Below are 26,589 nucleotides of genomic sequence, written 5' to 3' on the forward strand. Positions count from 1 at the left end.
GCTTTGCGATTGAAGCCAAATCGTATATTTTGGGAAATTGTACTACTTTTGGCTCAAAATCCTGCTTAAACCCCTGCTTTTTACAAGGCTTTACAAATCCGCAGGTTTTGCCCGCCAGGCGCCGGCCGTCCCGAATCGGCTCCGGCCAGCGCCTGCGGAACCCTGACGCTTACTTGGCGCCGGAGACCTTTGGCTGCTCATGGTAAATCAACAAGGGCTTGGCGCCGCTGTTGACGGTATTTTCATCGACCACCACCTTGGCAACGTTCTGCTGGCTTGGCAAATCGTACATAACGTCAAGCAAGACGTGCTCCAGGATCGAACGCAGGCCGCGGGCGCCGGTTTTACGGGCCAGCGCGCGCTTGGCGATGGCCTGCAAGGCGGCTGGACGAATTTCCAGCTCCGCGCCTTCCATCTGCAGCAGTTTCGAATATTGCTTGACCAGCGCGTTCTTCGGCGCGATCAGGATCTCGATCAGGGCGGCTTCGTTCAACTCCGCCAAAGTAGCGATCACCGGCAAACGGCCGACCAATTCGGGGATCAGGCCGAAACGCGTCAGATCCTCAGGTTCGGCATCCAGCAAGACTTCGCTGGAAGTACGCTGGCTCTGGCTCTTCACATTTGCCGAAAAACCAATGCCGCTCTTTTCCGAACGCTCGGAGATGATCTTCGCCAGGCCGTCGAAGGCGCCGCCGCAAATGAACAGGATATTGGTGGTGTCGATCTGCACGAAGTCCTGGTTCGGATGCTTGCGGCCACCCTGCGGCGGCACCGACGCCATGGTGCCTTCGATCAGTTTCAGCAAGGCCTGCTGCACGCCCTCGCCCGAGACATCGCGGGTGATCGACGGATTGTCGGACTTGCGCGAGATCTTGTCGATCTCATCGATATACACGATGCCGCGCTGCGCCTTGTCGACTTCGTAATTGCAGTTCTGCAGCAGCTTCTGGATGATGTTCTCGACGTCCTCGCCGACGTAGCCGGCTTCGGTCAGGGTAGTCGCATCAGCGATCACGAAAGGCACGTTCAACATGCGCGCCAGCGTCTGCGCCAGCAGGGTCTTGCCGGAACCGGTCGGGCCAACCAGCAGGATATTGCTCTTGGCCAGCTCGATGTCGTCCTTCTTGCCGAGATGCTTGAGACGCTTGTAGTGGTTATATACCGCCACCGACAAGATGCGCTTGGCCGGTTCCTGGCCGATCACGTACTGGTCGAGCAGCTCGCTGATTTCCTGCGGGGTCGGCAATTCCGATTTCTGACCATCCAGCGTTTCGACGTTCGAAGCTTCATCGGTAATGATGTCATTGCAGAGATCGATACATTCATCGCAGATGAATACCGATGGCCCGGCGATGAGTTTTTTCACCTCGTGCTGGCTTTTGCCGCAAAAGGAGCAGTAAAGCAGTTTTTCGCCGCTGGAAGATTTTTTATCAGGCATAAAGGCAGTATTTAATTAAAACTAGAGTGGCGCATTAAAGGGGGCACATGACGAACATTGATTTTATATTACCCGCGAAATCAAGATTCGTCACGCGCAGGCCATTTTTGAAAAGCAAAACGCCCGTACCTTATGGCCGGGCGCTCAGCAATTCCTTCAATTACGCAGTAATCAAGCGCGCGTCGCCAGGACTTTATCAATCAGACCATATTCCACCGCGGCATCCGCCGACATGAAGTTGTCCCGATCCGTATCCTTGCTGATCTGCTCGATGCTTCTGCCGGTCTTGTCGGCCAGGATACCGTTCAGGCGCTCGCGCAAATACAGGATTTCGCGCGCCTGGATTTCGATGTCCGAAGCTTGTCCTTGGGCGCCGCCCAAAGGCTGGTGAATCATGATGCGTGAATTCGGCAGCGAGAAACGCTTGCCCTTGGCGCCAGCGGCCAGCAGGAAAGCGCCCATCGAAGCAGCCATCCCGGTGCACAGCGTCGAGACATCCGGCTTGATGAACTGCATGGTGTCAAAAATCGCCATGCCGGCTGAAACCGAACCGCCGGGAGAATTGATGTACAAGGAAATATCCTTCTCAGGATTTTCGCTTTCCAGGAACAGCAATTGCGCCACGATCAGGTTAGCGGTCTGGTCATTGACCGGACCCACCAGGAAAATTACGCGCTCACGCAATAAGCGCGAATAAATATCATACGACCGCTCACCGCGGCCGCTTTGCTCAATCACGATAGGCACCATGCCGAGCATGTCAGTATCCAGTGCCGAACTACGATTAAAGCCTGTCATAGCATTCCTTATGGAGAGCGCTCAAAACCCAATCAATCCACTGACCGGGGCCAGGCTTGCCGCCTGACTCCGGTTATGCAGGCTGATTAAGCCTGTTGCCCGTTGTTGCTCATCAATTCATCGAATGCAACCGACTTTTCAGTCACTTTCGATTTGCCCAACACGTAGTTAACGACGTTTTCTTCCAAAACAAGGGCTTCGACCTCTGCCAGACGGCGACGATCGCTGAAATAATACTTCAGGACTTGTTGCGGGTCTTCGTAGCTCTGAGCGAAGTCTTCGACTTGCGCCTTGACCTGCTCCGGTGTTGCCTGCAATTTGTTTTCCTTGACCACTTCGGCCAGGATCAGACCCAGACGGACGCGACGCTCGGCTTGCGCTGTGAACAGCTCAGGCGGGAAAGGCATGTCGTTGACCTTCATGCCGCGTTGCGCCATGTCCTGGCGTGTCATTTCGACCAGACGCTCGACGTCCTGGTCAACCAGCGCCTTAGGCACTTCCAGTTCGCTGACCTTGATCAGCGCATCCATCACGCTGTCCTTGTTCTTGGCCTTGACGCGGGAACCGACTTCGCGCTCCAGGTTGAGCTTGATGTCAGCGCGCATTTTTGTCAGGTCGCCGTCATCGATGCCCAAGGTCTTGGCGAATTCCGCGTCGACTTCCGGCAGGTGCGCCCATTCCAGCTTCTTCAGCGTGATGGTGAACTCGGCAGTCTTGCCGGCCACATCCTTGCCGTGGTAATCCGCTGGGAAAGCCAGTTCGAAAGTCTTGGCTTCGCCGACCTTCAGACCGATGGTCGCGGCTTCGAACTCAGGCAACATGCGGCCTTCGCCCAGAACGTAAGCGTAGTCATCAGCCTTGCCGCCCTGGAATTCAACGCCGTCGATCTTGCCGACGAAGTCGACCGTCACGCGGTCGCCGTTCTTGGCTGTCAGGTCGCTGCCGCCGTCGCCGTGCGCGCCTTGCTCGCCCTTGACGTGGTAGTGCACGCGCTGCTTGCGCAGGATGTCGATGGTCTTGTCGATTTCCGCATCGCTGACTTCAGCTTTGGTGCGCTCGACTTCCACTGCGGTCAGATCGCCGATCTTGACTTCAGGGTAGATTTCGAAAGTAGCATCGAAGGCCAGCGTGCCTTCAGCCACGCCTTCGCTGTTCTTTGGCTCGATCTTCGGATAGCCGGCGACGCGCAGATTGTTTTCGTTGGCTGCAGTGTTGAAAGCATTGCCGACCTTGTCGTTCAACACTTCGGTTTCCACCTGATAGCCGTATTGTGCGGCGACCATCTTCATCGGCACTTTACCTGGGCGGAAGCCAGGCGCTTTAGCGGTGCGAGCGCGAACCTTCAGGCGTTTCTCGACTTCGGTTTGCACTTCGCTGATCGCGATAGTGAGGGTAAGGCGGCGTTCAAGTTTATCCAGAGTTTCGACTGCAGTTGCCATGTGGATCGTCCAAAAATTAAAAATTCCGTGGTGCGACCAGGGTAAACAGGTTAAATATTGTCATTTTCACCCCAACCCCGTCGCGCTAAAGTCCGATATTCTATACGTAAAACAGCCGGTTGCGCCAAAACGCATCGCCACGCGCCTATATAAGCAAGCTATTTAGACGGCAAAAGCCGGCCAGGCCAGCTTATTTCAGCGGAATCGGGCTGCTGGCCGGCACCGGCACGGCGGTCACGCTGTTTTGCGGACTGCCATCCACCAGCTTATCCGAATAGGTAAGATAAACCAGCGTATTCCGCTTCGGATCGACCAGGCGCACAATATGTAGACGCTTGAACAATATCGACATGCGCTCGGTGAATACATCTTCCTGCAACGGCAATTTGCCGGTGAATTGCACCGTAGCGGCAACTTGGCGGCAGGCGATCGAAGCCTCGGCCCGGTCTTCCGCCAGGCCTACCGTGCCCTTGACGCCGCCGGTCCGGGCGCGCGAAACATAGCAGGTCACGCCCTGCACCTTGGGATCGTCGTAAGCCTCCACCACGACCCGGTCGTTGCTACCGAGCCAGCGAAAGGCGGTGCTGACCTCGCCGACCTGCTCCGATGCGGCCTGCACCGGCGCCGAAGCTGCGGCAACGGCAGCAAAACCAAGCAAGACCGCCAGGCAGCGGGATGTTGTAGGCATAGTTATTCCAAGAAAGAGAAATTCGAAAAATCCGATTGTATGCCGAAGCGCCTGCTTTTTTTACCAGGCCCCGATACAAAATGCAGGGACGTAAAAAAACCCTCGGCAGAGGGTTCTTGAATATTCAGCCAGACAGTAATTCAGTAATTGAATACCGGCAGAGCTGGTGCGACCGAGAGGACTCGAACCTCCACAAGATTGCTCTCGACAGGACCTAAACCTGTTGCGTCTACCAATTTCGCCACGGTCGCATTTGCTTGCATTTGCCTTACTCCCGCCCGATACGGCTTAGCAATATCGGGCAGCCCGCTATTCTACTGCAAGCTGCCCGATATGGCGAGAGGAAAGGCTGTTTTCCTGACAAAATTCTGCCCTCGCGGGCATCCCCGGTTATCCTTTCACTACTGCGGTTTCTTGACCCGGAACCAGGCCGCATACAAAGCCGGCAAAAACAGCAGAGTCAGGCCGGTAGCGACAATCAGGCCGCCCATGATCGCCACCGCCATCGGCCCCCAGAACACCGAGTGCGACAAGGGGATCATGGCCAGCACGGCCGCCGCCGCGGTCAGCATGATAGGCCGGCAACGGCGCACCGCCGATTCGACGATCGCATCCCAGGGCGCCACGCCGCTGGCGATATCGTGCTCGATCTGGTCGATCAGGATCACCGAGTTGCGGATGATCATACCAAACAGCGCGATCACCCCGAGCTGGGCGACAAAGCCGAACGGCCGGTGCAGGATCAGCAGCGCGGCAGCGGCGCCAGCGATTCCCAGCGGCCCGGTGAGGAACACCAGCAGCGAACGCGAGAAGCTATGCAACTGCAGCATCAGCAAAGTGAAGATGATGAAAATCACCAACGGCACGTTGGCGGCGATCGAATCCTGCGCCTTGCCCGCATCGTGGGCGGCGCCGGCGATATCGATCACATAGCCCGGCGGCAGCTGCGCGCGGATCTTGTCCAGCTGCGGATTGATCTGGTCGGTCACGGTCGGTCCCTGCACGCCATCGATGACATCGGCCTGCACGGTGATCGCCCAGTTGCGCCACTCGCGCCAGACCACCCCCGGCTCCCATACCAGCTTGACCGTGGCGACCTGCGCCAGCGGCACTGACTTGCCGCTGGCGGTCGGGATATTGGCCTGGCTCAAGGCGTCGATGGTGGCGCGCTCGTCCAGCGGCTGGCGCACCACGATATCGATCAGGCGATCGTGCTCGCGATACTGGCCGATGGTGCTGCCGGTCAGCAGGGTATTGACGGTCTGCATGACGGTTTGCGAACCGATCCCCAGCGTGCGCAATTTATCCTGGTCGAGATCGACCCGCAGCACCTTGACCGATTCATTCCAGTTGTCGTTCAGGCCGATGATGTTCGGATTGCCGTTCATCACGCCCTTGACCTGGTCGGCGATTACCCGGACCTTGGCGGCATCGGTGCCACTGACGCGGAACTGCACCGCATACGGCACCGGCGGTCCGCTCGGCAGCAGCTTGACCCTTCCACGCACTTCGGGGAAACCATGCTTGAAAGCGTCGGTGATCTTCAGGCGCAAGGCGTCGCGCGAGGCCAGGTCCTTGGTCAGCAGCACCAGCTGCGCCACATTGGTCTGCGGCAGGATCTGGTCCAGCGGCAGGTAAAAGCGCGGACTGCCGCTGCCGACATAGGTGGTCATGCTTTCCAGCTCCGGCGCATTGTGGATAAACGCCTCGAACTTCTTGGCCTGCGCTTCGGTGGCGGCAAAGGAAGAACCTTCCGGCAGCCACAGCTCGATCATCAGTTCCGGCCGGCTGGAATCGGGAAAGAACTGCTCCTCGATGAACTTGAAGCCGAACACGCCCAGCGCAAACACCATCAGCGTCAGGGCGATGGTGGTCTTGCGCCACTCGACGCACCAGTTGACGGCCCGCCGCACGCGCGAATAGAACGGCGTGTTGAACAGTTCGTGATGGCCGTCGGCGCCGGCCGCCGGCTTGACCTTCAGCAGCAGATAGCCGATATACGGCGTGAACAGCACCGCCACCAGCCAGGAAATCAGCAGCGCCAGCGCGTTTACCGAAAACATGGAAAACGTGTATTCGCCGGCAGCGGACTTGGCCAGGCCGATCGGCAGGAAGCCGGCGGCGGTGATCAGGGTGCCGGTCAGCATCGGCATCGCGGTCGAGGTGTAGGCAAAGGTCGCCGCTTCCAGCCGCGACAAGCCCTCCTCCATCTTGCGCACCATCATTTCCACCGCGATGATGGCATCGTCGACCAGCAAGCCGAGGGCGATGATCAGCGCGCCCAGCGAGATCTTGTGCAGGTCGATGCTGAAGATGCGCATGAACAGGAAGGTCACCGCCAGCACCAGCGGGATCGTCAACGCCACCACCAGGCCCGGCCAGACATCGATACGGAACGGCTTGGTATGGAATCCGAGCGACAGGAAACTCACCGCCAGCACGATCAGTACCGCTTCCATCAAGGTCTTAAGGAATTCGTCGACCGATTCGGCGACGATTTTCGGCTGGTTGGAGACCCGCTCCAGGTTAATGCCGACCGGCAGCTTGGCCTTGATTTCCGCGGTGATGCGCGCCATGTCCTTGCCCAGCGCAATGATGTCGCCTCCCTTCACCATCGAGACCCCGAGCCCGATCACTTCCTTGCCGTTGTAGCGCATCTTCTGCGACGGCGGATCGATGTACTCGCGCTTGACGGCGGCAAAATCGCCCAGCCGGAAGGTGGTGTTATTGGCCCGCAGCTGCAGGTTTTCCAGGTCCTTGGGCGAGGCTAGCGCGCCGCTCACGCGGATCTGCAGGTTGTCGCTGGCAGTCACCAATATGCCATTGGCTTGCAGGGCGTTCTGCGCACTCAGCTGGTTGACGATGTCTTGCACCGAGATGCCCAGCTGGGAGAATTTTTTCTGCGAAAATTCGATGAAGATCTTTTCATCCTGCACGCCAAACAAATCCACCTTGGCGACTGACTGCAAGGTCAGCAGCTGCTGACGCACGAAGTCAGCGTAGTCCTTGACATCGGCATAATTGAAACCGTCGCCGGACACTGCGAAGATGGAACCGTAGGTTTCGCCGAACTCATCGTTGAAGAATGGACCCAGCACACCCTGCGGCAAAGTCAGCTTGATGTCGCCGACCTTCTTGCGCACTTGATACCAGGCGTCCACCGTATCCTTGGGTGTGGCGGATTCCTGCAAGGTCAGGATGATCAGCGTTTCGCCCGGCTTGGAATAGCTGCGGATGGTGTCTATATGCGGCGTTTCCTGCAGCTTCTTTTCCAGCTTGTCGGTCACCTGGTCGGCCATCTGCAAGGCGGTGGCGCCCGGCCATTGCGCCGACACCACCATGGCGCGGAAAGTAAACGGCGGGTCTTCATCCTGCCCCAGCCGGCCGTAACTCAGGATGCCGCCGATCACCAGCACCACCATCAGGTAGCGCGTCAGCGGAATATGTTCAAGCGCCCATCGCGACAGATTGAAACCACCCTTTTTACCGTCGCTCATCGGGCCGCTCCGCTCACAGCGACAGCGGCGCCGGCAGCCGCGCTCCTGGCGCCCGGCAGGCTGGCTTCCGGCGCATTCAGGATGGCGACCTTCTGGCCGGGTTTCAATTGATTGACGCCTGCCGTGACCACCTGCTGGCCGGCTTTCAGCGCGCCCTGGATCCATACCTCATTGCCATGCTGGCCGGTGATTTCCACCGGCACCTGACGCACTTGATGCACTGCACCGCCATCGACCACCCACACCACGCTGTGCTCCTGCACGCGCAGCAGCGCGGTGAGCGGCACCTTGATGGCGTCGTCGCTGGTCTTGCTGATGAACGAGGCATAGGCCGTCATGCCGAGCTTGACGTTGGGCGTATCGTCAGGAATCGCAATCTTGATGGCATAGGTGCGCGTCACCGGATCGGCGATCGGCGACACTTCACGCACGGTGCCGCGGATCAGCTGCTTGGGATCGGCCCACAGGCGCACCTGGACGTCGCTGCTGCGCCGCAACTGATCGACCTGGTTTTCCGGCGCGCCCACCACGACTTCCTTGGCGCCCTGGCGCGCCACACTGACCACCGGCGTGCCGGCCGCCACCACCTGCCCCGCTTCTGCATTGACGGCGGTCACCACGCCATCGACGTCGGATTCCAGGGTGGCATAAGCGGTTTGATTCAACTGCCCCTTGAACGCCGCCTCGGCCTGGTCATAAGTCGCTTGCGCCGCCTTGAAAGCGGTGTCTTTCGCATCCAGCACCGCCTGACTGACGAAATTCTTGTCGCGCAGCTCCTGATAACGCTTCAAGTCGGCCTTGGCCGTATCGCGGTTGCTGGCGGCGGAGGTCACCGCCGCCACCGCCTGCGCCTGCGCCAGCTGCAAATCCTTCGGGTCCAGGCGCATCAGCACCTGGCCGCGCTTGACCACTGTGCCGAGGTCTACCTGGCGGGCGACGATCTTGCCGCCGACACGAAAACCCAGCTGCGATTCATAGCGCGCCTGCACTGCGCCTGGAAGCTCTGAAGTGACGTCGGCGTTGGCCGGACTCAGCACAGTCACCCGCACCGGGCGGATATCTTCGGCCTTTTCCGGCGCCTTGGAGCAAGCCGCCAGCAAGAATAATGTACAAACAAGCAATAACCCGGGAACGCGCCGGGGAGCACTCATCAAGCCGTCGGCAGGGGCAAGAGAACGCGGATTTATCGAGGTCGACACGTTTTTTCCTTTACTATTCTGGGCTGTTGCCGGTTTGCGCATTGCCATCAGGACACATTGCTATGGGAAGGCGGGCTGTTGCTACAGCTTTTATCCCGTCTTCAAAAAATTACTAACTCTAAAGTCAGTAATTATAATTGCGAGCGATCAATTTTGCTCAAGGCTTTTTTGCGCCTGCCGACAACAGGCGTGAAAGTATCTTTTTAATCAATGTTTTACCGGCTTGCGCCCCATGCCTACTAATCATTACGAAAACTTCCCGGTAGCATCCATACTCTTGCCGGCCCGCTTGCGCCCCGCGGTCAAGGCCATCTATGCCTTTGCCCGCAGCGCCGACGACATTGCCGATGAAGGCGACGCCGGCCCTGAGCAGCGTTTGCGCGAGCTGGGCGCCTATGAAGCCGCGCTGGACCGGATAGAACAGCGGCAAGCGGCCGAAAGCCCGCTGTTCCAGGCGCTGCAGGAGGTCATCATGGCATATCGCTTGCCGCTGGCGCCGTTTCGCGACCTGCTGTCCGCATTCAAACAGGATGTGGTCACCACCCGCTACGGCCAGTTTACCGACCTGCTCGACTATTGCCGCCGCTCGGCCAACCCGGTCGGCGCGTTGATGCTGCACCTGTATGGCGCGGCCAGCGAACAAAACCTGCGCGACTCGGATGCGATCTGCTCGGCGCTGCAGCTGATTAATTTTTGGCAAGACGTCGCCATCGACTGGGACAAGGCGCGCATTTACCTGCCGCTGGAAGACATGCAGCGCTTCGGCGTATCGCAGGCGCAGCTTGCCAACGGCGCCACCGACCATGCCTGGCGCCGCCTGATGGAATTCGAAGTGCAACGCGCACGCACCATGATGACGGGCGCCCAGGGCCTGGCGCTGCGGCTGCCCGGGCGGATCGGCTGGGAGCTGCGGCTGGTGGTGCAAGGCGGCTTGCGCATCCTGGAAATGCTGGAAGCAGCGCAATACGATATGTTCCGCCAGCGGCCGAAACTGCGGAAAGCCGACTGGCTGCTGCTGGCCTGGCGCGCCCTGCGCATGGCATAACAAAAATCAATAAAAACCGATAAATCAGCAAACAGACAGCATTTCTTACGTATACTTCGGGCAAGTTGTTTTCAAGCTGCCTGCAGCCAAGAATATCCAAGTATTCATTACTGCTCATTACCGCACATTACGTTTCGATATCCATGTCCCCAGACGATTACTGCCAGCAAAAGGCCGCCCAAAGCGGCTCCAGTTTCTACTACAGCTTCCTGTTCCTGCCGGTCGAGCGTCGTCGCGCCATTACCGCCCTGTACGCGTTTTGCCGCGAAGTGGACGATACCGTCGACGAATGCACCGATGAAAGCGTGGCGCGCAGCAAGCTCATGTGGTGGCGCAAGGAAATCGCCGCCATGCTGGCCGGCAATCCGTCGCATCCGGTGACCCAGGCGCTGCAGCCGCACTTGCTGACCTATGGACTGGAAGGCAAGCACCTGCAAGCCATCGTCGACGGCATGGAAATGGATCTAAACCAGACCCGTTACCTGGACTACCCAGGCCTCAAGCAATACTGCTGGCATGTGGCCGGCGTGGTCGGCATCCTCTCGGCCAGCATCTTCGGCGTAAGCCAGCCGCAAACCCTGCAGTTCGCCGAAAAGCTCGGCCTGGCTTTCCAGCTCACCAACATCATCCGCGACGTCGGCGAAGACGGCCGCAAGGGCCGCATTTATCTGCCGGTGAACGAGCTGCAGCAGTTCAATGTCACCGCCGCCGATATCCTCAACGCCCGCTACAGCGAGAACTTCGTCAACCTGATGCGCTTCCAGGTAGCGCGCGCCCAGCAGGCCTACGACGACGCCTTTGCCCTGTTGCCCAAGCAGGACCGCCGGGCCCAGCGTCCCGGCCTGATGATGGCAGCGATCTACCGCGCCTTGCTCAACGAGATCGAGCGCGACGGCTTCCATGTGCTGAACCAGCGTATTTCGCTCACGCCTATCCGTAAATTGTGGCTGGCGTGGAAGACTTATGTGCGCGGCTAAACTGATCCCGTCTCCCCTCTTTTCCATTTCTTGAGATGACCGTCCAAGCGCAGCATATTGCAGTGATCGGCGCCGGCTGGGCCGGCTGCACCGCCGCCGTCGAACTGACGCTAGCGGGCCACCAGGTCACCTTGTTCGAAGCCAGCCGGCAGCTGGGCGGCCGCGCGCGCCGGGTCGACATCGACGACATCGTGCTCGACAACGGCCAGCACATCCTGCTCGGCGCCTACAGGCAAAGCTTGCAGATGATGCGCAAGGTCGGCATAGCTCCGGAACAAGCCATGCTGCGCCTGCCGCTGCAAATGTGCTATCCGGCCGGCAGCGGCGGCATGACCTTTACTGCACCGCGCCTGCCGGCGCCCTTGCATCTGCTGGTGGCGCTGTGGCGCGCGCGCGGATTGGGGCGCGAGGACAAGCTGGCGCTGGCGCGCTTTTCCTCGGCGGCGCGCTGGATGGACTGGCGCCTGAATGACGACTGCAGCGTCAGCACCTTGCTGGAGCGCTTCGACCAGACCGATCGCCTGATCCAGCTGATGTGGCGCCCCCTGTGCATCGCCGCGCTCAACACCCGCCCTGAACATGCCTCGGCCCAGGTCTTCCTGGCGGTGCTGCGCGACAGCCTCGGCGCCCGCAGAAGCGCATCCGACATGCTGCTGCCGCGGCGCGACCTGAGCAGCCTGTTTCCGCAACAGGCCGCCGCCTTTATGGAAGAACGCGGCGGCAGCCTGGAATCGGGCCGCAGCGTCAGGCAAGTGCGGCGCGACGGCCAGCAATGGCAATTGCAAAGCAACGACGCCAGCCAGAACTTCGACGCCGTCGTCATCGCCACGCCGCCCGAAACCGCGGCCACGCTGCTGGATGGCTGCGCCGATGCCGAACTGCTGGCCACATTGCGCAGCTTTACCTACGAACCGATCACCACCTGCTATCTGCAATATGCCAGCGCGACACGCCTGCCGCAGCCCTTCTTCGCCCTGGTCGACGATCCGGACAACGTCGGCGGTGACGCGGCCTGGGGGCAATTCGTGTTTGACCGCGGCCAGCTCGATCCCGCTCAGGCCGGCCTGCTGGCAGTGGTCATCAGCGCATCGTCCGAAGCGATCCAGGACGGCCATCAGGCTTTGGGCAGCGCGGTCGCAACCCAGATTGCCGCCGTATTCAAGCAGCCGCAGCTGGCGCAACCCTTGTGGAGCAAGGTGATTTCAGAGAAACGCGCCACCTTCGCCTGCACCCCGGGCCTGGCGCGGCCGGCCAACGACAGCGGCCTGGAACGGCTGATGCTGGCGGGCGACTACACCGCCAGCGACTATCCTGCGACCCTGGAATCGGCGGTGCGCAGCGGCCAGCAGGCGGCCAGGGAATTGCTGCTGCAGCTGCGCTAGCGAGCTGTAACGGCCGGGCAGTTGAAAAAGCTTCATGCCAGACATCAATTGAATTGCACTTCAGCTGCATTCTTTTCATCTAATATAGCGGCACACTATAAATATTAGACTTGCGGAGAGCCCTATGTCTGTCATCACCTGCGTTGAAGATTTTCGCCTGCTGGCCAAGAAGCGCGTCCCCAAAGCCTTCTACGACTATGCCGACAGCGGCTCCTACACCGAGAGCACCTATCGCGCCAACAGCACCGACCTCGCGGCCCTGAAATTGCGCCAGCGGGTCGCCATCAACGTCGACCAGCGCTCCACACGCAGCAACATGATCGGCGAAGAGGTGACCATGCCGGTGGCAATTGCGCCGACCGGACTGACCGGCATGCAATGGGCCAATGGCGAAATGCTGGGCGCCATCGCGGCGGAAAAATTCGGCATTCCGTTCACCTTGTCGACCATGAGCATCTGCTCTATCGAAGACGTCGCCAGCGTGACCACCAAGCCATTCTGGTTCCAGCTGTATGTGATGCGCGACCGCGGCTTCATCAAGTCGCTGATCGAACGCGCCAAGGCCGCCAAGTGTTCAGCGCTGGTGCTGACGCTGGATCTGCAGATCCTCGGCCAGCGCCACAAGGACCTGAAGAACGGCATGTCGGTGCCGCCCAAGATGACCATCGCCAATCTGCTCGATCTCGCCACCAAGCCCGGCTGGGCCCTGCGCGCGCTCAGCGGCCGCAAGTCCTTCGGCAACCTGGCCGGCCACGTCTCCGGCGCCGACGGCATCATGACCTTGAGCAAATGGACTGCCAGCCAGTTCGATCCGACCTTGTGCTGGGATGATATCGCCTGGATCAAGGAGCAATGGGGTGGCAAGCTGATCCTGAAAGGGATCCTGGATGTGGAAGACGCCAAGATCGCCGCCACCACCGGCGCCGACGCCATCGTCGTCAGCAACCACGGCGGCCGCCAGCTGGACGGCGCGGTGTCGTCGATTTCAGCCTTGCCGGCGATCGTCGACGCAGTCGGCGACCGGATCGAAGTCTGGTTCGACGGCGGCATCCGCAGCGGCCAGGATGTCTTGAAAGCTGTTGCGCTGGGCGCCAAGGGCACCATGATCGGCCGCGCTTTCCTCTACAGCCTGGGCGCCATGGGCGAAGCCGGCGTGACCCGCATGCTGCAGATCCTGCAGCAGGAACTGGATGTCAGCATGGCGCTGACCGGCACCAAAGATATTAAAGATGTGGGACCGCAGATCCTGAGCTGATCTGCGGGTAATCCATTAAAGCTTGCCGGCCTTTTTCAGGCGCTGCGTCAAGCCTTCGGCGATGTCGTCGTGATCGAATTTCTTGGCCAGGTCGATCGCATTCATGCCGACATCGTTTTTCAGTGTGACGTCGGCGCCGCTGTCGAGCAGCAGCTTGACCGTCTGGATCTTGCCGGCGCGCGCCGCCATCATGATCGGCGTCGTATTGTTAGGCGAGCCGGCGTCGATATAGGCGGAAGCGTCCAGCAGCATCTGCACGATTTCATCGTTGCCTATCGCGGCCGCGTAATGCAGCGCCGTCCAGCCGGTATTGTTCGGCTCGGCTTCCTTGTCCAGCAAGGCCTTCACCGTCGCCACATCGCCCTTGTAGGCAGCGATCATCAGCGCGGTATCGCCGTTGCGGGCGCGCGCATTCAGATCGATGCCGCGCGCATTCAGCAAGACATTGAAAACCTTCTTCGAATCTTCGCGCACGGCCACCATCAGGCCGGTTTCGCCGCGCTCTTTCCGCACCAGGTTGGGACTGACGCCGGCAGCCAGCAAAGCCTTCATGCTGCGCTCGTCGTCCAGTTGGGCCGCCTTGAAAAAGTCGTCGCTGTTGCTGGCCCGGCCGGTCGACGGCAGCCACGCCAGCGCCGCCAGCAGCAACAAGAAAGCGGAAAAACAAGAACGACTGCGGATTTGCACGTTAAACATGGGCCTGATCCTTTGCCAGTTTGAACAGATTGAAAAAATTATCGGTGGTTTGCTGCGCCACCTGGCTCGCCGGCACGCCTTTCAGGTTGGCCAGAAATTCGCCGACATGCATGACCCAGCCCGGCTCGTTCATCTTGCCGCGATGCGGCACCGGGGCCAGGTAGGGCGAATCGGTTTCGATCAATGTGCTGCTCAAAGGCACGGCCAGCGCCACCGCCTGCAACTCCTTGGCGCTCTTGAAGGTGACGATGCCGGAAAAGGAAATATAGAAACCCATGGCGATTGCCGCTTCAGCCACCTCCAGCGACTCGGTAAAGCAATGCATGACGCCGCCGGCGCCGCCGGCATCGGTGCCGGCGCCCTCTTCCTGCATGATGCGGATGGTGTCTGCCGAGGCGGCACGGGTATGGATGATGAGCGGCTTGCCGGTAGCGCGCGAGGCGCGGATATGGCGGCGAAAGCGCTCGCGCTGCCATTCCAGATCGCCCTGCAGGCGGTAATAGTCGAGGCCGGTTTCGCCGATGGCGATGATCTTCGGATGGTCGGACAGGCGGATCAGGTCGTCGACGCTGGGTTCCGGCGTATCTTCATAATCGGGATGCACGCCGACCGAGGCATAGATATGCGGATAGGTCTCGGCCAGCGCCAGCACCTGCGGAAAATCCGGCAGATCGACCGATACGCACAGTGCATGGGTCACCTGGTTTTGCGCCATCTTGGCGAGGATTTCCGGCATCCTGGCGGACAGTTCCGGAAAATTGATATGGCAGTGGGAATCGATATACATAGGCAGGATTATATCGCTTGCAGACGCCATCGATGACATGCAGGCATGGCTGGGCGCGTTTTTGCGCCCGCCCGTTATTTACTCAGCCAGACCCAAAGCTTGTTTCTGCAGCTGGATCAGTTCGCTGATGCCGCCTTGCGCCAGATCAAGCAGACTGTTCAGGGTCGGACGGTCGAAGGCGACGCCTTCCGCCGTGCCCTGCACTTCGATGAAATGGCCGGTATCGGCCATCACCACGTTCATGTCGGTATCGCAGCCGGAATCCTCGACATAGTCGAGGTCCAGCACCGGCGCGCCCTGGTAGACGCCGACCGAAATCGCGGCGACAAAGTGCTTGAGCGGAATCGCCGCAATCGCTTTATTTTCCTGCAGCCGGGAAAACGCATCGTAAGCGGCGACCATGGCGCCGGTGATGGCTGCGGTGCGGGTGCCGCCGTCGGCCTGGATGACGTCGCAATCCAGGTGCAGGGTGCGTTCGCCGAAAGCCTCCAGATCGAAAGCGGCGCGCAAGGAACGTCCGATCAGGCGCTGGATTTCCTGGGTGCGGCCGGATTGCTTGCCGCGTGCGGCTTCGCGGTCCATGCGGGTATTGGTGGAGCGCGGCAGCATGCCGTATTCCGCGGTCAGCCAGCCCTGCCCCTTGCCCTTGAGGAAACCGGGAACCTTTTCTTCCAGGCTGGCGGTGCAGATCACTTTGGTGTCGCCGAACTCGACCAGCACCGAGCCCTCGGCGTGCTTGGTGTAGTTGCGGGTCAGGCGCACGGTGCGCAAAGCATCGGCGGCGCGTCCGCTAGGACGGGTAATTGTAGACATGCAGTTCCTTAAATATTTTTCTCGATAGCGCCGCGGATTTCCGCGATCGCCTGTTCAATGTCGGCGTCGCTGAAGCCGTCCGGCACATCCACTGCGCCCAGGCGCGGCGCCTGGATGGTGGTGGTCAGGCTGCCGATCGGCAGCGTGTGGGTGACGATGGAACTGGTCGGATCGTCAATATTCGGATCGCTGCCCCAGGCCATTGCCAAAGCGGTAATATTATCGCTGGTTTTACCGGCAATCCCAAGCGCATTATTCACCAGCTCCGGCACCGCGCGGACAATGGTGCTGGTTTGCAGGCGCTGCGCCAGCACGTGGTCTGGCAGCATCGACCACAGTCCGTCCGAGCACAGCAGCATGACGTCGCCGGCCTGCAGGCTGACGCGGCGCGACAGTTCGACGATCGGCATATTGGTGGCGCCGAGGCAGTTGAACAGCTTGTTGCGGTCAGGATGGGTGGCGCGCTCCGAGGGATCGGCCTTGCCCTGGGCGATCAGGCTTTCGATGCGCGAGTGGTCGCGCGTACGCGCCAGGATCTGGCCGTTGCGCATCCAGTACAGACGCGAATCGCCGCAATGCGCCCAGAAAGCGCTGTTGTGCTGGATCAGGCAGGCCACCACCGTGGTGCGCGGCGTTTCCGACAGCTTGTGCACTTCGCGGTAGCGATGGATTTCCATGTGCGCGGCATAGAAACTGTCTTCCAGGAAGCGCTCCGGCTTCTTGATATACGGCTGGGCATTCTTCTGGAACAGCGAGCCGATGGTTTGCATCGCGATGTTGGCGGCGATCTCGCCGTGCAGGTGGCCGCCCATGCCATCGGTCAGCAATAGCAGCAAAGCGTCACGCGTGAAGCTATAACCCATCCGGTCCTGATTGACCTTACGGCCGCCGATATGGCTTTCTTGATAAACAGAAAATCGCATGACTTCTCTATGTGGTGTTCTTACTAACAAAAAGACTGAAACACGGCCGGCGCGGGCATCAAGCGCCCAGCCGGCAGCCTACTGGGTATTTTCCTGGATGGTCGTATCCGGATTGCTCTCGGCCTTGCGGCGGAACTGGATATGCGTGAAAAAGACGCTGCGGATCTTGCGCGTCACCATGTCGCGCACGCTCACTTCCTCTTCCTGCACCGGCTCCATCAATGCCCGCTGCACCGCGAACACGCTTTGCGGCCGCTGCAGGGGATCGATCATCAGGCACCAGCGCACCACCTGGATCAGTTCCGGCGAATACAGGCCTTCCAGCTTGCGGAAATGGCCTTCCATCTTGTCGTTGACCTTGCGCTGGTCGACCGGCTGCGGCGGCGCGCCAACCATGCAGGCGAAAATCGAGGCGCCGATACTGTAGATATCGGTCCACGGTCCGAGGTTGCCATTGCGCTCATACAATTCGGCCGGAGCAAAACCCGGCGTATACATCGGATACAGCTTGGGCGAATCCGAGCGCAGCGTCTGTCGGGCGGCGCCGAAATCCAGCAGGATCGGCGTGCCGTCGGCGCGCAGGTAGATATTGGCCGGCTTCAGGTCCAGGTGCAGCAGCTTGTGCGTATGCACTTCGCGCAAGCCGTTCATCACGTGGCGGAACATCTTGCGGATGAATTTTTCCGACACCAGCGGCTTTTCGCCCTTGTCGCGCCGGCGCAGGATATGTTCCTGCAGGGAGCGGCCGGACTCGTAAGCCATCACCATGTAGACGGTTTCATTGGCGCGGAAGAAATTGATCACGCTCACCACGTTCGGATGTGCAATGCGCGCCAGCGCGCGCCCTTCCTCGAAAAAGCATTTCAAGCCGATCCTGAAGGTCGGCAGGTTTTCCGGCGAAATTGCCGGCGCCAGTTCACCCCACTGGCGCAAGGCCAGTGAGCTTGGCAGATATTCCTTGATGGCGACTGCGTTGCCATCCTCATCGTATGCCAGATAGACAATACTGAACCCGCCAGAAGCAATCTTCTTTACAATGCGGTATCCAGCAATTTTCAGCCCATCAGGCAATGGAGCATTGTTTTGTGCGGCCATGCGATCCTACCCTAGTAAATGGTGTAAGGATTGTCTTGATAAATCGCTGATTTGTAAAGAAAAACCCTTGCAAACCAGAAACAAAGGACAGCATTTTGACTATCTGTAGCATGACAGGTTATGCCGTTGCCAACCGCGAGACGGCCGCAGGCACGATTACCATCGAGATCAAGAGCGTCAATTCGCGTTTTCTTGACCTCCAATTCCGCATCAACGACGACTTGCGTTCGCTCGAACCGGCGCTGCGCGAGGCCATTATCGGCCGCGTTGCCCGTGGCAAGGTCGAATGCCGGCTGAGTTTCGGCCGTAAAGCGGCATCCGGCGCGTCGCAAGCCTTGAACACCGAGCTGCTGGCCTCCCTGGCCGACCTGCAAAGCGCGGTGCGCCAGCAATTCATCGAAGCCGCGCCGCTGACGGTCAACGAACTGTTGCGCTGGCCCGGCGTCATCGAAGAAGCTGTGATCAGCCAGGACACGCTGCAAGCCGATGTCCAGGCCACCATGCACACCGCGCTGGAAGCGTTTGTCGAATCGCGTGCGCGCGAAGGCGCGGCGCTGCAGGCTACGCTGATCACCCGCATCGACGCCATGGATGCCATCGTACAGCGGATCACGCCGCTGGTGCCGCAGGTAGTGGCGCAATTCCAGCAAAAAGCCATAGAGCGGATGCAGGAAGCGCTCGGCCTGGCGCAGCAGGATGCCGGCAATGCCGGCCTGTCGCGCGAAGAAGCCTTGGACCGTATCCGCCAGGAAGTCACGCTGTACGGCATCCGCATCGATATCGCCGAAGAGCTGTCGCGCCTCGCCGCCCACCTCAATGAAACCCGCCACATCCTGAAAAAAGGCGGCCAGGTCGGCAAGCGCCTGGATTTCATGATGCAAGAACTCAACCGCGAAGCCAATACCGTGGGTTCGAAAGCAGCGATCAAGGAACTGGCCGACGCTTCCATGGAGCTGAAGCTGCTGATCGACCAGATGCGTGAACAGGTGCAAAACCTGGAATAAAACACGGCCCGCTGTCCGCCTTGCCGCTGCAGAAACCGGGTTTCTGCAGCCCTCTACCCTTCCCGGAAAAACGCCTCATCTTCCCCGCCTGGTCCTACAGGCAAAGTTAACTAGCACTAGCACTAGCACTAGCAATAATGCAATACCCAATATCCTTGCCTAGCATCGGTGGCTCGAACTCATGATAAATACATCATTCCGCCGCGCCCGCTTGCGGGACAAAAGTGCGGGCGATAAAAAAGCCGCGGCAGATCGCACTCTGCTGCGGCTTTTTTATCGCCCGCTCAGGCCATGGACCCAGGGCGAGCAGATTATTTCTCGACGATGAAGTTCTTGAGCTCCTTGGTGCGTTGCTCCGTGTGGGCGCGCATGCATCCGAGGAATTCGATATCGCGAATGGTCCCGCTTTCATTGTAGGTGTACACGGCGTCGCAATCCTTCTTGCGGAAACCGACCCAGGCGCGCTGCGCTTCGATCAGCTTTTTCTTGACCTCGCCGTAGCGCACGCCATCCTGGTCCGGCTTGGTGATCTGCCTGACCAGCTGCTGATAGGTTTCGTTCAAGGTTTTTTCATCCTTGTCGAAAGCGGTCTTGGCGCAGGTATTCATTTCAACGGTATTGCTCTGCGACAGACATGGATCAACCTGGGCAAACGCTGCCGCAGGCACCGCCAGGCAAAATGCCATCAACATCTTACGCATACACTCTCCTTGGAGTCGCTTCGCTCTGCCCGGCGCACGGCGGGCCGGCAGACAGGCGAAGCGGTACATCGATCAACCCAGTTCTTCCAGGCGAATCTTGGTGACGCTGCCAACCACGGTGCTCAATGCTTCGATCTTGGCAATCGCCGCTTCCACATTCTTTTCCTGGGTCTGGTGCGTAAGCATGATGATATCAGTACGGATCTCGTCTGCGGCAGGCTCTTTTTGCAGCATGGCATCGATCGAGATCGAGGAATCGGCCAGGATCCGCGTCACATCGGCCAGCACGCCCGGCTGGTCGGCAACATGCATGCGCAAATAATAGCTGGTGGTGATTTCCGCCATCGGCAGGATCGGCGTATCGGCCATGGCGTTCGGCTGGAACGCCAGGTGCGGCACACGGTGTTCGGGATCGGCGGTGGCCAGGCGGGTGATGTCGACCAGGTCGGCGATCACGGCCGAAGCAGTCGGCTCGGCGCCGGCGCCCTTGCCGTAGTACAGCGTGTCGCCGACGGCGTCGCCGCGCACCAGCACCGCATTCATGGCGCCTTCGACATTGGCGATCAGGCGCTTGCTCGGAATCAGGGTCGGATGCACACGCAGCTCGATGCCGCCGGCAGTGCGCTTGGTGATGCCGAGCAGCTTGATGCGGTAGCCCAGCTGTTCGGCATAGCGGATGTCGGTGGCTTGCAGCTTGGTGATGCCTTCCACATGCGCCTTGTTGAACTGCACCGGGATGCCGAATGCAATCGAGGCCATGATGGTCAGCTTGTGGGCGGCGTCGACGCCTTCGATATCGAAGGTCGGGTCGGCTTCGGCATAGCCCAAACGCTGCGCTTCCTTCAGCACGACGTCGAAGTCCAGGCCCTTGTCGCGCATTTCGGACAGGATGAAATTGGTGGTGCCGTTGATGATGCCGGCGATCCACTGGATGCTGTTGGCGGTCAGGCCTTCACGCAGCGCCTTGATGATCGGGATGCCGCCGGCTACCGCCGCTTCAAACGCCACGATCACGCCCTTCTCTTGCGCCGCCTTGAAGATCTCGTTGCCGTGGGTAGCGATCAGCGCCTTGTTGGCGGTCACCACGTGCTTGCCGTTGGCGATCGCCTGCAACACCAGGTCCTTGGCGATGCCGTAGCCGCCGATCAATTCGACCACGATATCGATGTCGGGATTGTTGACCACCAGCTTGGCGTCGTTCACCACGGTGATGTCGCCGTTGGTCAGTTGCCTGGCGCGCTCGGTATCGAGATCGGCCACCATGGTAATTTCAATAGCTCTCCCTGCGCGCGCTGCAATCTCTTGCTGATTGCGCTTCAATACGTTGAACGTGCCGGAACCGACCGTACCTATGCCAAGCAAACCTACCTTGATGGATTTCATGATCTCTGCTGTCTGTGAAAAAATCTGCTGATACCGGACCGGCAAGCGCGCCTGTCCGGCGTGTAAAAATTCTGCCTTAAGCGTGGCCGTGACGCCGGCGATAACCTTCCAGGAAACTGGCGATACGCCCCATCGACTCCGCCAGGTCATCGGTATTCGGCAAGAACACCACGCGGAAGTGGTCCGGCGTCGGGCAGTTGAAGCCCGTTCCTTGCACGATCAGCACGCGCTGCTCAGCCAGCAATTCGTAGGCGAAATCCTGATCGTCGGCGATCGGGTACATCTTCGGATCGAGACGCGGGAACATGTACAGCGCGGCCTTCGGCTTGACGCAGGTCACGCCCGGAATATCGGTCAACAGCTTGTATGCCATATCGCGCTGGCGCGTCAGGCGGCCATGCGGCCCGACCAGGTCGTTGATGCTTTGATAGCCGCCCAGCGCAGTCTGGATCGCGTACTGGCCCGGCGCATTGGCGCACAGGCGCATCGAAGCCAGCATGTTCAAGCCTTCGATATAGCCCTTAGCATGCTTTTTCTCGCCCGACACCACCATCCAGCCGGCGCGGTAGCCGCAGGAACGGTAATTTTTAGACAAGCCGTTGAAGGTAATGAACAGCACATCATCCGCCAGCGCGGCCAGCGAGGTGTGGGTTTCGCCGTCGTACAAGACCTTGTCGTAGATCTCGTCGGCAAAGATGGTCAGCTGGTGCTGGCGCGCCAGGTCGACGATCTGCTGCAATAATTCGACCGGATAGAGGGCGCCGGTTGGGTTGTTCGGATTGATGACGACAATCGCCCGCGTGTTGCTGTTGATCTTCTTCTTGATGTCTTCGATATCGGGAAACCAGCCGGCCTGCTCGTCGCAGACGTAGTGGCGCGGCGTACCGCCCGACAGGCTGACCGCGGCAGTCCAGAGCGGATAGTCCGGCGCCGGCACCAGCACCTCGTCGCCGGTGTTGAGCAGCGCGTTCATGCTCATCACGATCAGTTCGGACGCGCCGTTGCCCAGGTAGATGTCGTCGATTGTGACGCCCTGGATCCGCTTCTGCTGGCAATAATGCATGACCGACTTGCGCGGCGCAAACATGCCTTTGGAATCGGTATAGCCGGAGGCGTTGCCCATGTTCAGGATCATGTCCTGCACGATTTCATCGGGCGGCTCGAAACCGAACACGGCCAGGTTGCCGATGTTCAGCTTGATGATTTTATGGCCCTCTTCCTCCATCTGCCGCGCTTTTTCCAGCACGGGGCCGCGAATGTCATAACAGACATCATCCAGTTTTTTCGATTTTTGAATCGGTCGCACAGCACAATCCCTTGTATTTTACGCAACATTATCCAGCTTTAAAAAGCTGTCTGGAAAATTGGGGTATCGTCACACGGGAGTAGGTGCGCCGCAATAAATGCTTGCAGCTACCCCTTGTAAGGGCGCCCCGGAGCTATGCGCCCCAGCATTTCACGACTTTTCAGACAGCTTTTCGGCGGTGCACAAAACACTGCCAGAACCATCCATTTTGCCGAAAGCGTGGGGTTTTATCAATCAATAACGCAAGCTTATGGACGGAAAACGCTACAATGCAGCACTTTATTTTCCATTTTTCGGGAATTTGCACGCCGTCTGCGGTCTATCCTTTGGTTTTTCCCATTGTCACCCCGCCGGTCATGACATGTTAATTAATTGCAGGACCGGGCGTCGCTCTCGGCCCTCCGCTATTTAAAGACAAAGCAATGAAGCTACATACCACCTCTACCCAGCAGTACCAGACTGTCACTGCCTACGACGACAAGGGCGTGGAAATCAATGCGATCCGCTATGAGCACAGCTTGCTGGTGCTGCCCGAATCGACGCCGGCGATCTGGCCGGTCAGCAGTTTCGACGCTCTCACCCCCGAGCACTTTGCCCATATAGACAGCACCCGGCCGGACGTAGTGATCCTCGGCACCGGACTGCGGCAACGCTTTGTACATCCGAAACTGACCACCGTGCTGACCGCGCGCCGCGTCGGCGTCGAATGCATGGATAACCAGGCAGCTTGTCGCACCTACAATATTTTGATGGCTGAAGGACGCAAAGTCGTGCTCGCCCTGATTTTCGATACCAACAAGGAAACCGCCCAAGATGCGTGAACTGCATAAATCAAAAACTTTTGTCTGGCTGCTGTTCCTGCTGTTCTGCATCGTCTGGTGCTATATGCTGGGCGCGCGCACGCTGGTGCCTACCGATGAGGGACGCTATGCCGAGATGGCGCGCGAAATGGTCGCCACCGGCGACTGGATCACCCTGCGCCTGAACGGCATCAAGTATTTTGAAAAGCCGCCGCTGCAAACCTGGATGAATGCCCTGACCTTCGAGCTGTTCGGGTTGGGCGAATGGCAAGCCCGTTTGTGGACCGGCCTCTGCGGTTTGCTGGGCGTGGTGCTGGCTGCCTTTACCGGCAGCCGCGTGTTTTCGCCGCGCATCGGCTTTTTTGCGGCGCTGGTGCTCGGCTCCAGCTTCCTCTGGGCTGGCCTCGGCCACATCAACACGCTCGACATGGGCTTGTCCGGCATGATGACGATTGCGCTATGCGCACTGCTGCTGGCGCAGCGCAGCGACATCAGCAACAGCGAACAACGCAACTGGATGCTGCTGTGCTGGGCCGGCATGGCCTTGTCAGTGCTGTCGAAAGGCTTGATCGGTTTGCTGATTCCCGGCGCGGTGCTGGTGCTGTATACCCTGTTTTCACGCGACTGGCCGATCTGGAAGCGCCTGCACCTGGTGCTTGGGCTGATCCTGTTCTTTGCCATCACGGTGCCGTGGTTCGTGCTGATTTCGCTGAAGAATCCTGAATTTCCGCAATTCTTCTTTATCCATGAACAGTTCCAGCGCTTCACCAGCAAGATCCATAACCGCTATGGCCCGCCCTACTATTTCGTGCCTATCCTGATCCTCGGCATCGTGCCGTGGCTGGGCGTCATGTTCCAGAGCTTGTGGAATGCCGCGCGCGAAAGCCATACCGTATCCGGCTTCCAGCCGAAGAAAATGCTGCTGATCTGGAGCATCTTCATTTTCGTGTTCTTCAGCATCTCGGATTCCAAGCTGCCGTCCTACATCCTGCCGATCTTCCCGGCGCTGGCGCTGCTGATTGCCTGCCATCTGGACAAGGCGTCCAGCAAGGCGGTCACCGCTTCGGCCGTGCTGCTGCTGTTGCCGGCGGTGGCAGGCCTGGCCTTGTCCTGGAAAATCCCTGCGCTGGCCAAGGATGCCTACTCGCTGCCGCTGCTGCAAGCGCATGTGCCTTGGGTATTCGCCGCTTCCGCGGTCGCCTTTGCCGGCGCCGTCGCGGCGCTGCTGCTGGCGCGCCGCCAGAAAGAATGGGCCATCGTCGCCCTCGCCGCCGCCGGCTTCATCGGCGGCCAGCTGCTGATGTACGGCCACGATCCGCAGGGCCGCTACTCGGCCGGCATCGACCTGGTGCCGGCGATCAACGCCGAGATGACGCCGCAAACCACGCTATACGTGGTCGACAAGTATGAGCAGTCGCTGCCGTTCTACCTGCGCCGCACCATGACCATGGTCAAGCACATGGACGAACTGGAATTCGGCCTCGGACAAGAACCGCAGCTGTGGATTCCGACGATCGAAGCATTTGTGGTCAAATGGAATGCCGACGCTGCCGCCGGCAAGAAGGACATTGCCATCATCCGTCCGGAGAAGTACAAGGAAATGGCCGAGCAAGGCGTGCCGATGCGCGTCATCGGCCAGGATCCGCGCCGCGTGGTAGTGACCAACCAGGGCATTCCCGCCGCCGCATCTGCTCCCGCCCCGACTCCGGCCCCGCCTGCTCCTGCGGCAAACCCCGAAGCGCCGGCGGAATCGTCCGCACCGGCAACTTCCGGCGCCCCTTACTAACCCTGCACCGACATGAATCTCACCACATTTGCTTTTATCATCACCGGCGTCTGCCTCAACGCCGTGGCGCAGCTCCTGCTGAAAGCCGGCACCAACGCGGTCGGCGTCATCAGCCTGACGCCGCAAAACTGGTTCGCCACCGGCATCAAGCTGGCCACCCAGCTGCCGATCCTCGGCGGCCTGACCTGCTACGTGATCTCGCTGATCGTCTGGATCATCGGCCTGTCGCGGGTCGACGTCACGATTGCCTACCCGATGCTGTCGCTCGGCTACGTCATCAGCGCCGTCGGCGCCTGGTACTTCCTGGGCGAGGCGGTATCCGCCCAGCGCCTGGTGGCTATCGGCGTCATCATAGTCGGCGTAGTATTGCTAACCCGCAGCTAAGCCGCCCCAGTTAAGCTGCTCTCTCATCAAGACCCATACTTATAAAACAATATGAGCCAACAACCATTCCTCCCGTTCGCCAAGCCCACCATCGATGAAGCCACCATCGCCGCAGTCGGCGATGTGCTGCGCTCCGGCTGGATCACCAGCGGCCCCAAGGTGCAGGCATTCGAAGCGCAGTTGTCGGAATATTTCGGCGGCCGCCCGGTGCGCACCTTCAATTCCGGCACCTGCACCATGGAAATCGCCCTGCGCATCGCCGGCATCGGCGCTGGCGACGAAGTGATCACCACGCCGATTTCCTGGGTCGCCACCGCCAACGTCATCATTGAAACCGGCGCCACGCCGGTATTTGCCGACATCGACCCGGTCACCCGCAATATCGACCTAGCCCAGGTCGAAGCCGCCATCACGCCGCGCACCAAGGCCATCATCCCGGTCTACCTGTCCGGCCTGCCGGTCGACATGGACCGCCTGTATGCGCTGGCCAAGAAGCACAATCTGCGCGTGGTGGAAGATGCAGCGCAGGCATTGGGATCGACCTGGAACGGCCAGCGCATCGGCGCCTTCGGCGACTTTGCCTCGTTCAGCTTCCAGGCCAACAAGAACATCACCTCTTCCGAAGGCGGCTGCCTGGTGCTGAACAATGCCGAAGAAGCACGGCTGGCGGAAAAATACCGCTTGCAAGGCGTGACCCGCAGCGGCTTCGACGGACTCGATGTTGACGTCCTCGGCGGCAAGTTCAACATGACCGATGTCGCCGCCGCCATCGGCCTCGGCCAGTTTGCCCACATTGAAGCCATCACCGCCCATCGGCGCGAGCTGGCGCAATATTATTTCAGCTGCTTCGGCAGCGACTTTGAAGCAAAGTACGGTGCCCAGCTGCCGGTGCCGGATTTCGGCAACAGCAACTGGCACATGTTCCAGCTGGTGCTGCCGGAGCGCTCGGACGGCAAACCGGCGCGCGCCACCTTCATGGAACAGATGCAGGCGCTGGGCATCGGCATCGGCTATCACTATCCGGCCATCCATCTGTTGAGCATGTACCGTGCGCGCGGCTTCAAGGAAGGCATGTTCCCGGTTGCCGAAAAGGTCGGCCGCCTGATCGTCTCGCTGCCTATGTTCAACGCCATGACCAAGAACGATGTCGAACGCGCTGTGTCCGCGGTAAAATCCGTGCTTCAATAAATTGA

The 26,589-nt window shown here is 59.8% G+C and carries 23 protein-coding genes and 1 tRNA gene; 9 read left to right on the plus strand and 15 right to left on the minus strand.

Going from position 1 to position 26,589, the window contains the following annotated elements; genetic code table 11:
* Nucleotides 1-169: 169 nt before the first annotated feature.
* From clpX to AC07V8_RS15610, 7 genes are all read right to left on the minus strand, one after another.
* Nucleotides 170-1,438 carry an ATP-dependent Clp protease ATP-binding subunit ClpX gene (gene clpX, locus AC07V8_RS15580; RefSeq protein ID WP_211441579.1) on the minus strand — a complete coding sequence of 423 codons (1,269 nt, stop codon included), beginning with the start codon at nucleotides 1,436-1,438 and terminating at the stop codon, nucleotides 170-172.
* A gap of 171 nt (nucleotides 1,439-1,609) precedes the next feature.
* Nucleotides 1,610-2,236, minus strand: a complete 627-nt coding sequence (clpP, locus tag AC07V8_RS15585; protein ID WP_494679153.1) for an ATP-dependent Clp endopeptidase proteolytic subunit ClpP — start codon at nucleotides 2,234-2,236, stop codon at nucleotides 1,610-1,612.
* Between the two features lie 86 nt (nucleotides 2,237-2,322).
* Nucleotides 2,323-3,675, minus strand: coding sequence for a trigger factor (tig, locus tag AC07V8_RS15590; RefSeq protein ID WP_061941516.1), 1,353 nt, complete (start codon nucleotides 3,673-3,675; stop codon nucleotides 2,323-2,325).
* A 190-nt stretch (nucleotides 3,676-3,865) separates the two neighbouring features.
* Nucleotides 3,866-4,363 (minus strand): CreA family protein, encoded by a 498-nt coding sequence (locus tag AC07V8_RS15595; RefSeq protein WP_494679152.1) that lies wholly within the window; start codon nucleotides 4,361-4,363, stop codon nucleotides 3,866-3,868.
* A 164-nt stretch (nucleotides 4,364-4,527) separates the two neighbouring features.
* Nucleotides 4,528-4,614 (minus strand) — tRNA-Leu (locus AC07V8_RS15600).
* Between the two features lie 150 nt (nucleotides 4,615-4,764).
* Nucleotides 4,765-7,860, minus strand: coding sequence for an efflux RND transporter permease subunit (locus AC07V8_RS15605; RefSeq protein WP_494679151.1), 3,096 nt, complete (start codon nucleotides 7,858-7,860; stop codon nucleotides 4,765-4,767).
* Nucleotides 7,857-9,059, minus strand: coding sequence for an efflux RND transporter periplasmic adaptor subunit (locus AC07V8_RS15610; protein WP_494679150.1), 1,203 nt, complete (start codon nucleotides 9,057-9,059; stop codon nucleotides 7,857-7,859). The genes AC07V8_RS15605 and AC07V8_RS15610 overlap by 4 nt, the downstream gene beginning before the upstream one ends.
* 232 nt (nucleotides 9,060-9,291) lie before the next feature.
* Between AC07V8_RS15610 and hpnC the strand changes: the two genes are divergently transcribed.
* The 4 genes from hpnC to AC07V8_RS15630 all read left to right on the plus strand — a co-directional run bounded on the left by hpnC (nucleotide 9,292) and on the right by AC07V8_RS15630 (nucleotide 13,718).
* A complete protein-coding gene (hpnC, locus tag AC07V8_RS15615; RefSeq protein ID WP_494679149.1) occupies nucleotides 9,292-10,104 on the plus strand; it encodes a squalene synthase HpnC in 813 nt (270 codons plus the stop codon).
* 143 nt (nucleotides 10,105-10,247) lie between these two features.
* Nucleotides 10,248-11,081: a presqualene diphosphate synthase HpnD gene (hpnD, locus tag AC07V8_RS15620; protein ID WP_494679148.1), complete on the plus strand. Its 834-nt coding sequence runs from the start codon at nucleotides 10,248-10,250 to the stop codon at nucleotides 11,079-11,081.
* Between the two features lie 35 nt (nucleotides 11,082-11,116).
* Entirely contained in the window at nucleotides 11,117-12,463 is a 1,347-nt protein-coding gene (gene hpnE, locus AC07V8_RS15625; protein ID WP_494679147.1) for a hydroxysqualene dehydroxylase HpnE, read from the plus strand.
* A 124-nt stretch (nucleotides 12,464-12,587) separates the two neighbouring features.
* Nucleotides 12,588-13,718 (plus strand): alpha-hydroxy acid oxidase, encoded by a 1,131-nt coding sequence (locus AC07V8_RS15630; protein WP_494679146.1) that lies wholly within the window; start codon nucleotides 12,588-12,590, stop codon nucleotides 13,716-13,718.
* 15 nt (nucleotides 13,719-13,733) lie between these two features.
* On the opposite strand, the gene AC07V8_RS15635 is transcribed toward AC07V8_RS15630, so the two are convergent.
* From AC07V8_RS15635 to AC07V8_RS15655, 5 genes are all read right to left on the minus strand, one after another.
* The gene (locus tag AC07V8_RS15635) at nucleotides 13,734-14,414 is read right to left on the minus strand and encodes an ankyrin repeat domain-containing protein (protein WP_494679145.1); all 681 of its coding nucleotides are present in this window, start codon (nucleotides 14,412-14,414) and stop codon (nucleotides 13,734-13,736) included.
* Nucleotides 14,407-15,201: a TatD family hydrolase gene (locus AC07V8_RS15640; RefSeq protein ID WP_494679144.1), complete on the minus strand. Its 795-nt coding sequence runs from the start codon at nucleotides 15,199-15,201 to the stop codon at nucleotides 14,407-14,409. The genes AC07V8_RS15635 and AC07V8_RS15640 overlap by 8 nt, the downstream gene beginning before the upstream one ends.
* A gap of 78 nt (nucleotides 15,202-15,279) precedes the next feature.
* Complete coding sequence (gene rph / locus AC07V8_RS15645; RefSeq protein ID WP_494679143.1) at nucleotides 15,280-16,014, minus strand: ribonuclease PH; 735 nt, start codon at nucleotides 16,012-16,014, stop codon at nucleotides 15,280-15,282.
* A gap of 8 nt (nucleotides 16,015-16,022) precedes the next feature.
* Nucleotides 16,023-16,937 (minus strand): PP2C family protein-serine/threonine phosphatase, encoded by a 915-nt coding sequence (locus AC07V8_RS15650; protein WP_494679142.1) that lies wholly within the window; start codon nucleotides 16,935-16,937, stop codon nucleotides 16,023-16,025.
* Between the two features lie 78 nt (nucleotides 16,938-17,015).
* Nucleotides 17,016-18,032, minus strand: coding sequence for a serine/threonine protein kinase (locus AC07V8_RS15655; protein WP_211441590.1), 1,017 nt, complete (start codon nucleotides 18,030-18,032; stop codon nucleotides 17,016-17,018).
* A 95-nt stretch (nucleotides 18,033-18,127) separates the two neighbouring features.
* Between AC07V8_RS15655 and AC07V8_RS15660 the strand changes: the two genes are divergently transcribed.
* A complete protein-coding gene (locus tag AC07V8_RS15660; protein ID WP_494679141.1) occupies nucleotides 18,128-19,036 on the plus strand; it encodes a YicC/YloC family endoribonuclease in 909 nt (302 codons plus the stop codon).
* A 311-nt stretch (nucleotides 19,037-19,347) separates the two neighbouring features.
* Here the strand turns inward: AC07V8_RS15660 and AC07V8_RS15665 are convergent, their stop codons facing one another.
* From AC07V8_RS15665 to AC07V8_RS15675, 3 genes are all read right to left on the minus strand, one after another.
* The gene (locus AC07V8_RS15665; RefSeq protein WP_494679140.1) at nucleotides 19,348-19,737 is read right to left on the minus strand and encodes a lysozyme inhibitor LprI family protein; all 390 of its coding nucleotides are present in this window, start codon (nucleotides 19,735-19,737) and stop codon (nucleotides 19,348-19,350) included.
* Nucleotides 19,738-19,809: 72 nt separating this feature from the next.
* Nucleotides 19,810-21,120, minus strand: a complete 1,311-nt coding sequence (locus AC07V8_RS15670; RefSeq protein ID WP_494679139.1) for a homoserine dehydrogenase — start codon at nucleotides 21,118-21,120, stop codon at nucleotides 19,810-19,812.
* Between the two features lie 76 nt (nucleotides 21,121-21,196).
* Entirely contained in the window at nucleotides 21,197-22,426 is a 1,230-nt protein-coding gene (locus AC07V8_RS15675) for a pyridoxal phosphate-dependent aminotransferase (protein WP_494679138.1), read from the minus strand.
* A 422-nt stretch (nucleotides 22,427-22,848) separates the two neighbouring features.
* Between AC07V8_RS15675 and AC07V8_RS15680 the strand changes: the two genes are divergently transcribed.
* Genes AC07V8_RS15680 through AC07V8_RS15695 form a run of 4 tightly spaced genes read left to right on the plus strand, consistent with a single transcriptional unit; the run spans nucleotide 22,849 to nucleotide 26,584 of the window.
* Nucleotides 22,849-23,247 carry an Mth938-like domain-containing protein gene (locus AC07V8_RS15680; RefSeq protein WP_494679137.1) on the plus strand — a complete coding sequence of 133 codons (399 nt, stop codon included), beginning with the start codon at nucleotides 22,849-22,851 and terminating at the stop codon, nucleotides 23,245-23,247.
* Nucleotides 23,240-25,012 carry a glycosyltransferase family 39 protein gene (locus AC07V8_RS15685; protein WP_494679136.1) on the plus strand — a complete coding sequence of 591 codons (1,773 nt, stop codon included), beginning with the start codon at nucleotides 23,240-23,242 and terminating at the stop codon, nucleotides 25,010-25,012. The genes AC07V8_RS15680 and AC07V8_RS15685 overlap by 8 nt, the downstream gene beginning before the upstream one ends.
* Nucleotides 25,013-25,024: 12 nt before the next feature.
* Complete coding sequence (locus AC07V8_RS15690; protein WP_494679135.1) at nucleotides 25,025-25,396, plus strand: DMT family transporter; 372 nt, start codon at nucleotides 25,025-25,027, stop codon at nucleotides 25,394-25,396.
* A 51-nt stretch (nucleotides 25,397-25,447) separates the two neighbouring features.
* Nucleotides 25,448-26,584 carry a DegT/DnrJ/EryC1/StrS family aminotransferase gene (locus tag AC07V8_RS15695; protein WP_494679134.1) on the plus strand — a complete coding sequence of 379 codons (1,137 nt, stop codon included), beginning with the start codon at nucleotides 25,448-25,450 and terminating at the stop codon, nucleotides 26,582-26,584.
* Nucleotides 26,585-26,589: the final 5 nt, after the last annotated feature.

The organism is Collimonas sp. GW821-FHT02H07, from assembly GCF_059421505.1.

Bases quoted from the DNA above. Each gene is read 5' to 3' on its own strand.
- AC07V8_RS15630 (WP_494679146.1), top strand. From the start codon at position 12,588: ATGTCTGTCATCACCTGCGTTGAAGATTTTCGCCTGCTGGCCAAGAAG.
- tig (WP_061941516.1), bottom strand. From the start codon at position 3,675: ATGGCAACTGCAGTCGAAACTCTGGATAAACTTGAACGCCGCCTTACC.
- AC07V8_RS15685 (WP_494679136.1), top strand. From the start codon at position 23,240: ATGCGTGAACTGCATAAATCAAAAACTTTTGTCTGGCTGCTGTTCCTG.
- AC07V8_RS15695 (WP_494679134.1), top strand. From the start codon at position 25,448: ATGAGCCAACAACCATTCCTCCCGTTCGCCAAGCCCACCATCGATGAA.
- hpnE (WP_494679147.1), top strand. From the start codon at position 11,117: ATGACCGTCCAAGCGCAGCATATTGCAGTGATCGGCGCCGGCTGGGCC.
- rph (WP_494679143.1), bottom strand. From the start codon at position 16,014: ATGTCTACAATTACCCGTCCTAGCGGACGCGCCGCCGATGCTTTGCGC.
- AC07V8_RS15605 (WP_494679151.1), bottom strand. From the start codon at position 7,860: ATGAGCGACGGTAAAAAGGGTGGTTTCAATCTGTCGCGATGGGCGCTT.
- AC07V8_RS15640 (WP_494679144.1), bottom strand. From the start codon at position 15,201: ATGTATATCGATTCCCACTGCCATATCAATTTTCCGGAACTGTCCGCC.
- AC07V8_RS15680 (WP_494679137.1), top strand. From the start codon at position 22,849: ATGAAGCTACATACCACCTCTACCCAGCAGTACCAGACTGTCACTGCC.
- AC07V8_RS15635 (WP_494679145.1), bottom strand. From the start codon at position 14,414: ATGTTTAACGTGCAAATCCGCAGTCGTTCTTGTTTTTCCGCTTTCTTG.
- AC07V8_RS15670 (WP_494679139.1), bottom strand. From the start codon at position 21,120: ATGAAATCCATCAAGGTAGGTTTGCTTGGCATAGGTACGGTCGGTTCC.
- hpnD (WP_494679148.1), top strand. From the start codon at position 10,248: ATGTCCCCAGACGATTACTGCCAGCAAAAGGCCGCCCAAAGCGGCTCC.
- clpX (WP_211441579.1), bottom strand. From the start codon at position 1,438: ATGCCTGATAAAAAATCTTCCAGCGGCGAAAAACTGCTTTACTGCTCC.
- AC07V8_RS15690 (WP_494679135.1), top strand. From the start codon at position 25,025: ATGAATCTCACCACATTTGCTTTTATCATCACCGGCGTCTGCCTCAAC.
- AC07V8_RS15595 (WP_494679152.1), bottom strand. From the start codon at position 4,363: ATGCCTACAACATCCCGCTGCCTGGCGGTCTTGCTTGGTTTTGCTGCC.
- AC07V8_RS15665 (WP_494679140.1), bottom strand. From the start codon at position 19,737: ATGCGTAAGATGTTGATGGCATTTTGCCTGGCGGTGCCTGCGGCAGCG.
- clpP (WP_494679153.1), bottom strand. From the start codon at position 2,236: ATGACAGGCTTTAATCGTAGTTCGGCACTGGATACTGACATGCTCGGC.
- AC07V8_RS15650 (WP_494679142.1), bottom strand. From the start codon at position 16,937: ATGCGATTTTCTGTTTATCAAGAAAGCCATATCGGCGGCCGTAAGGTC.
- AC07V8_RS15655 (WP_211441590.1), bottom strand. From the start codon at position 18,032: ATGGCCGCACAAAACAATGCTCCATTGCCTGATGGGCTGAAAATTGCT.
- hpnC (WP_494679149.1), top strand. From the start codon at position 9,292: ATGCCTACTAATCATTACGAAAACTTCCCGGTAGCATCCATACTCTTG.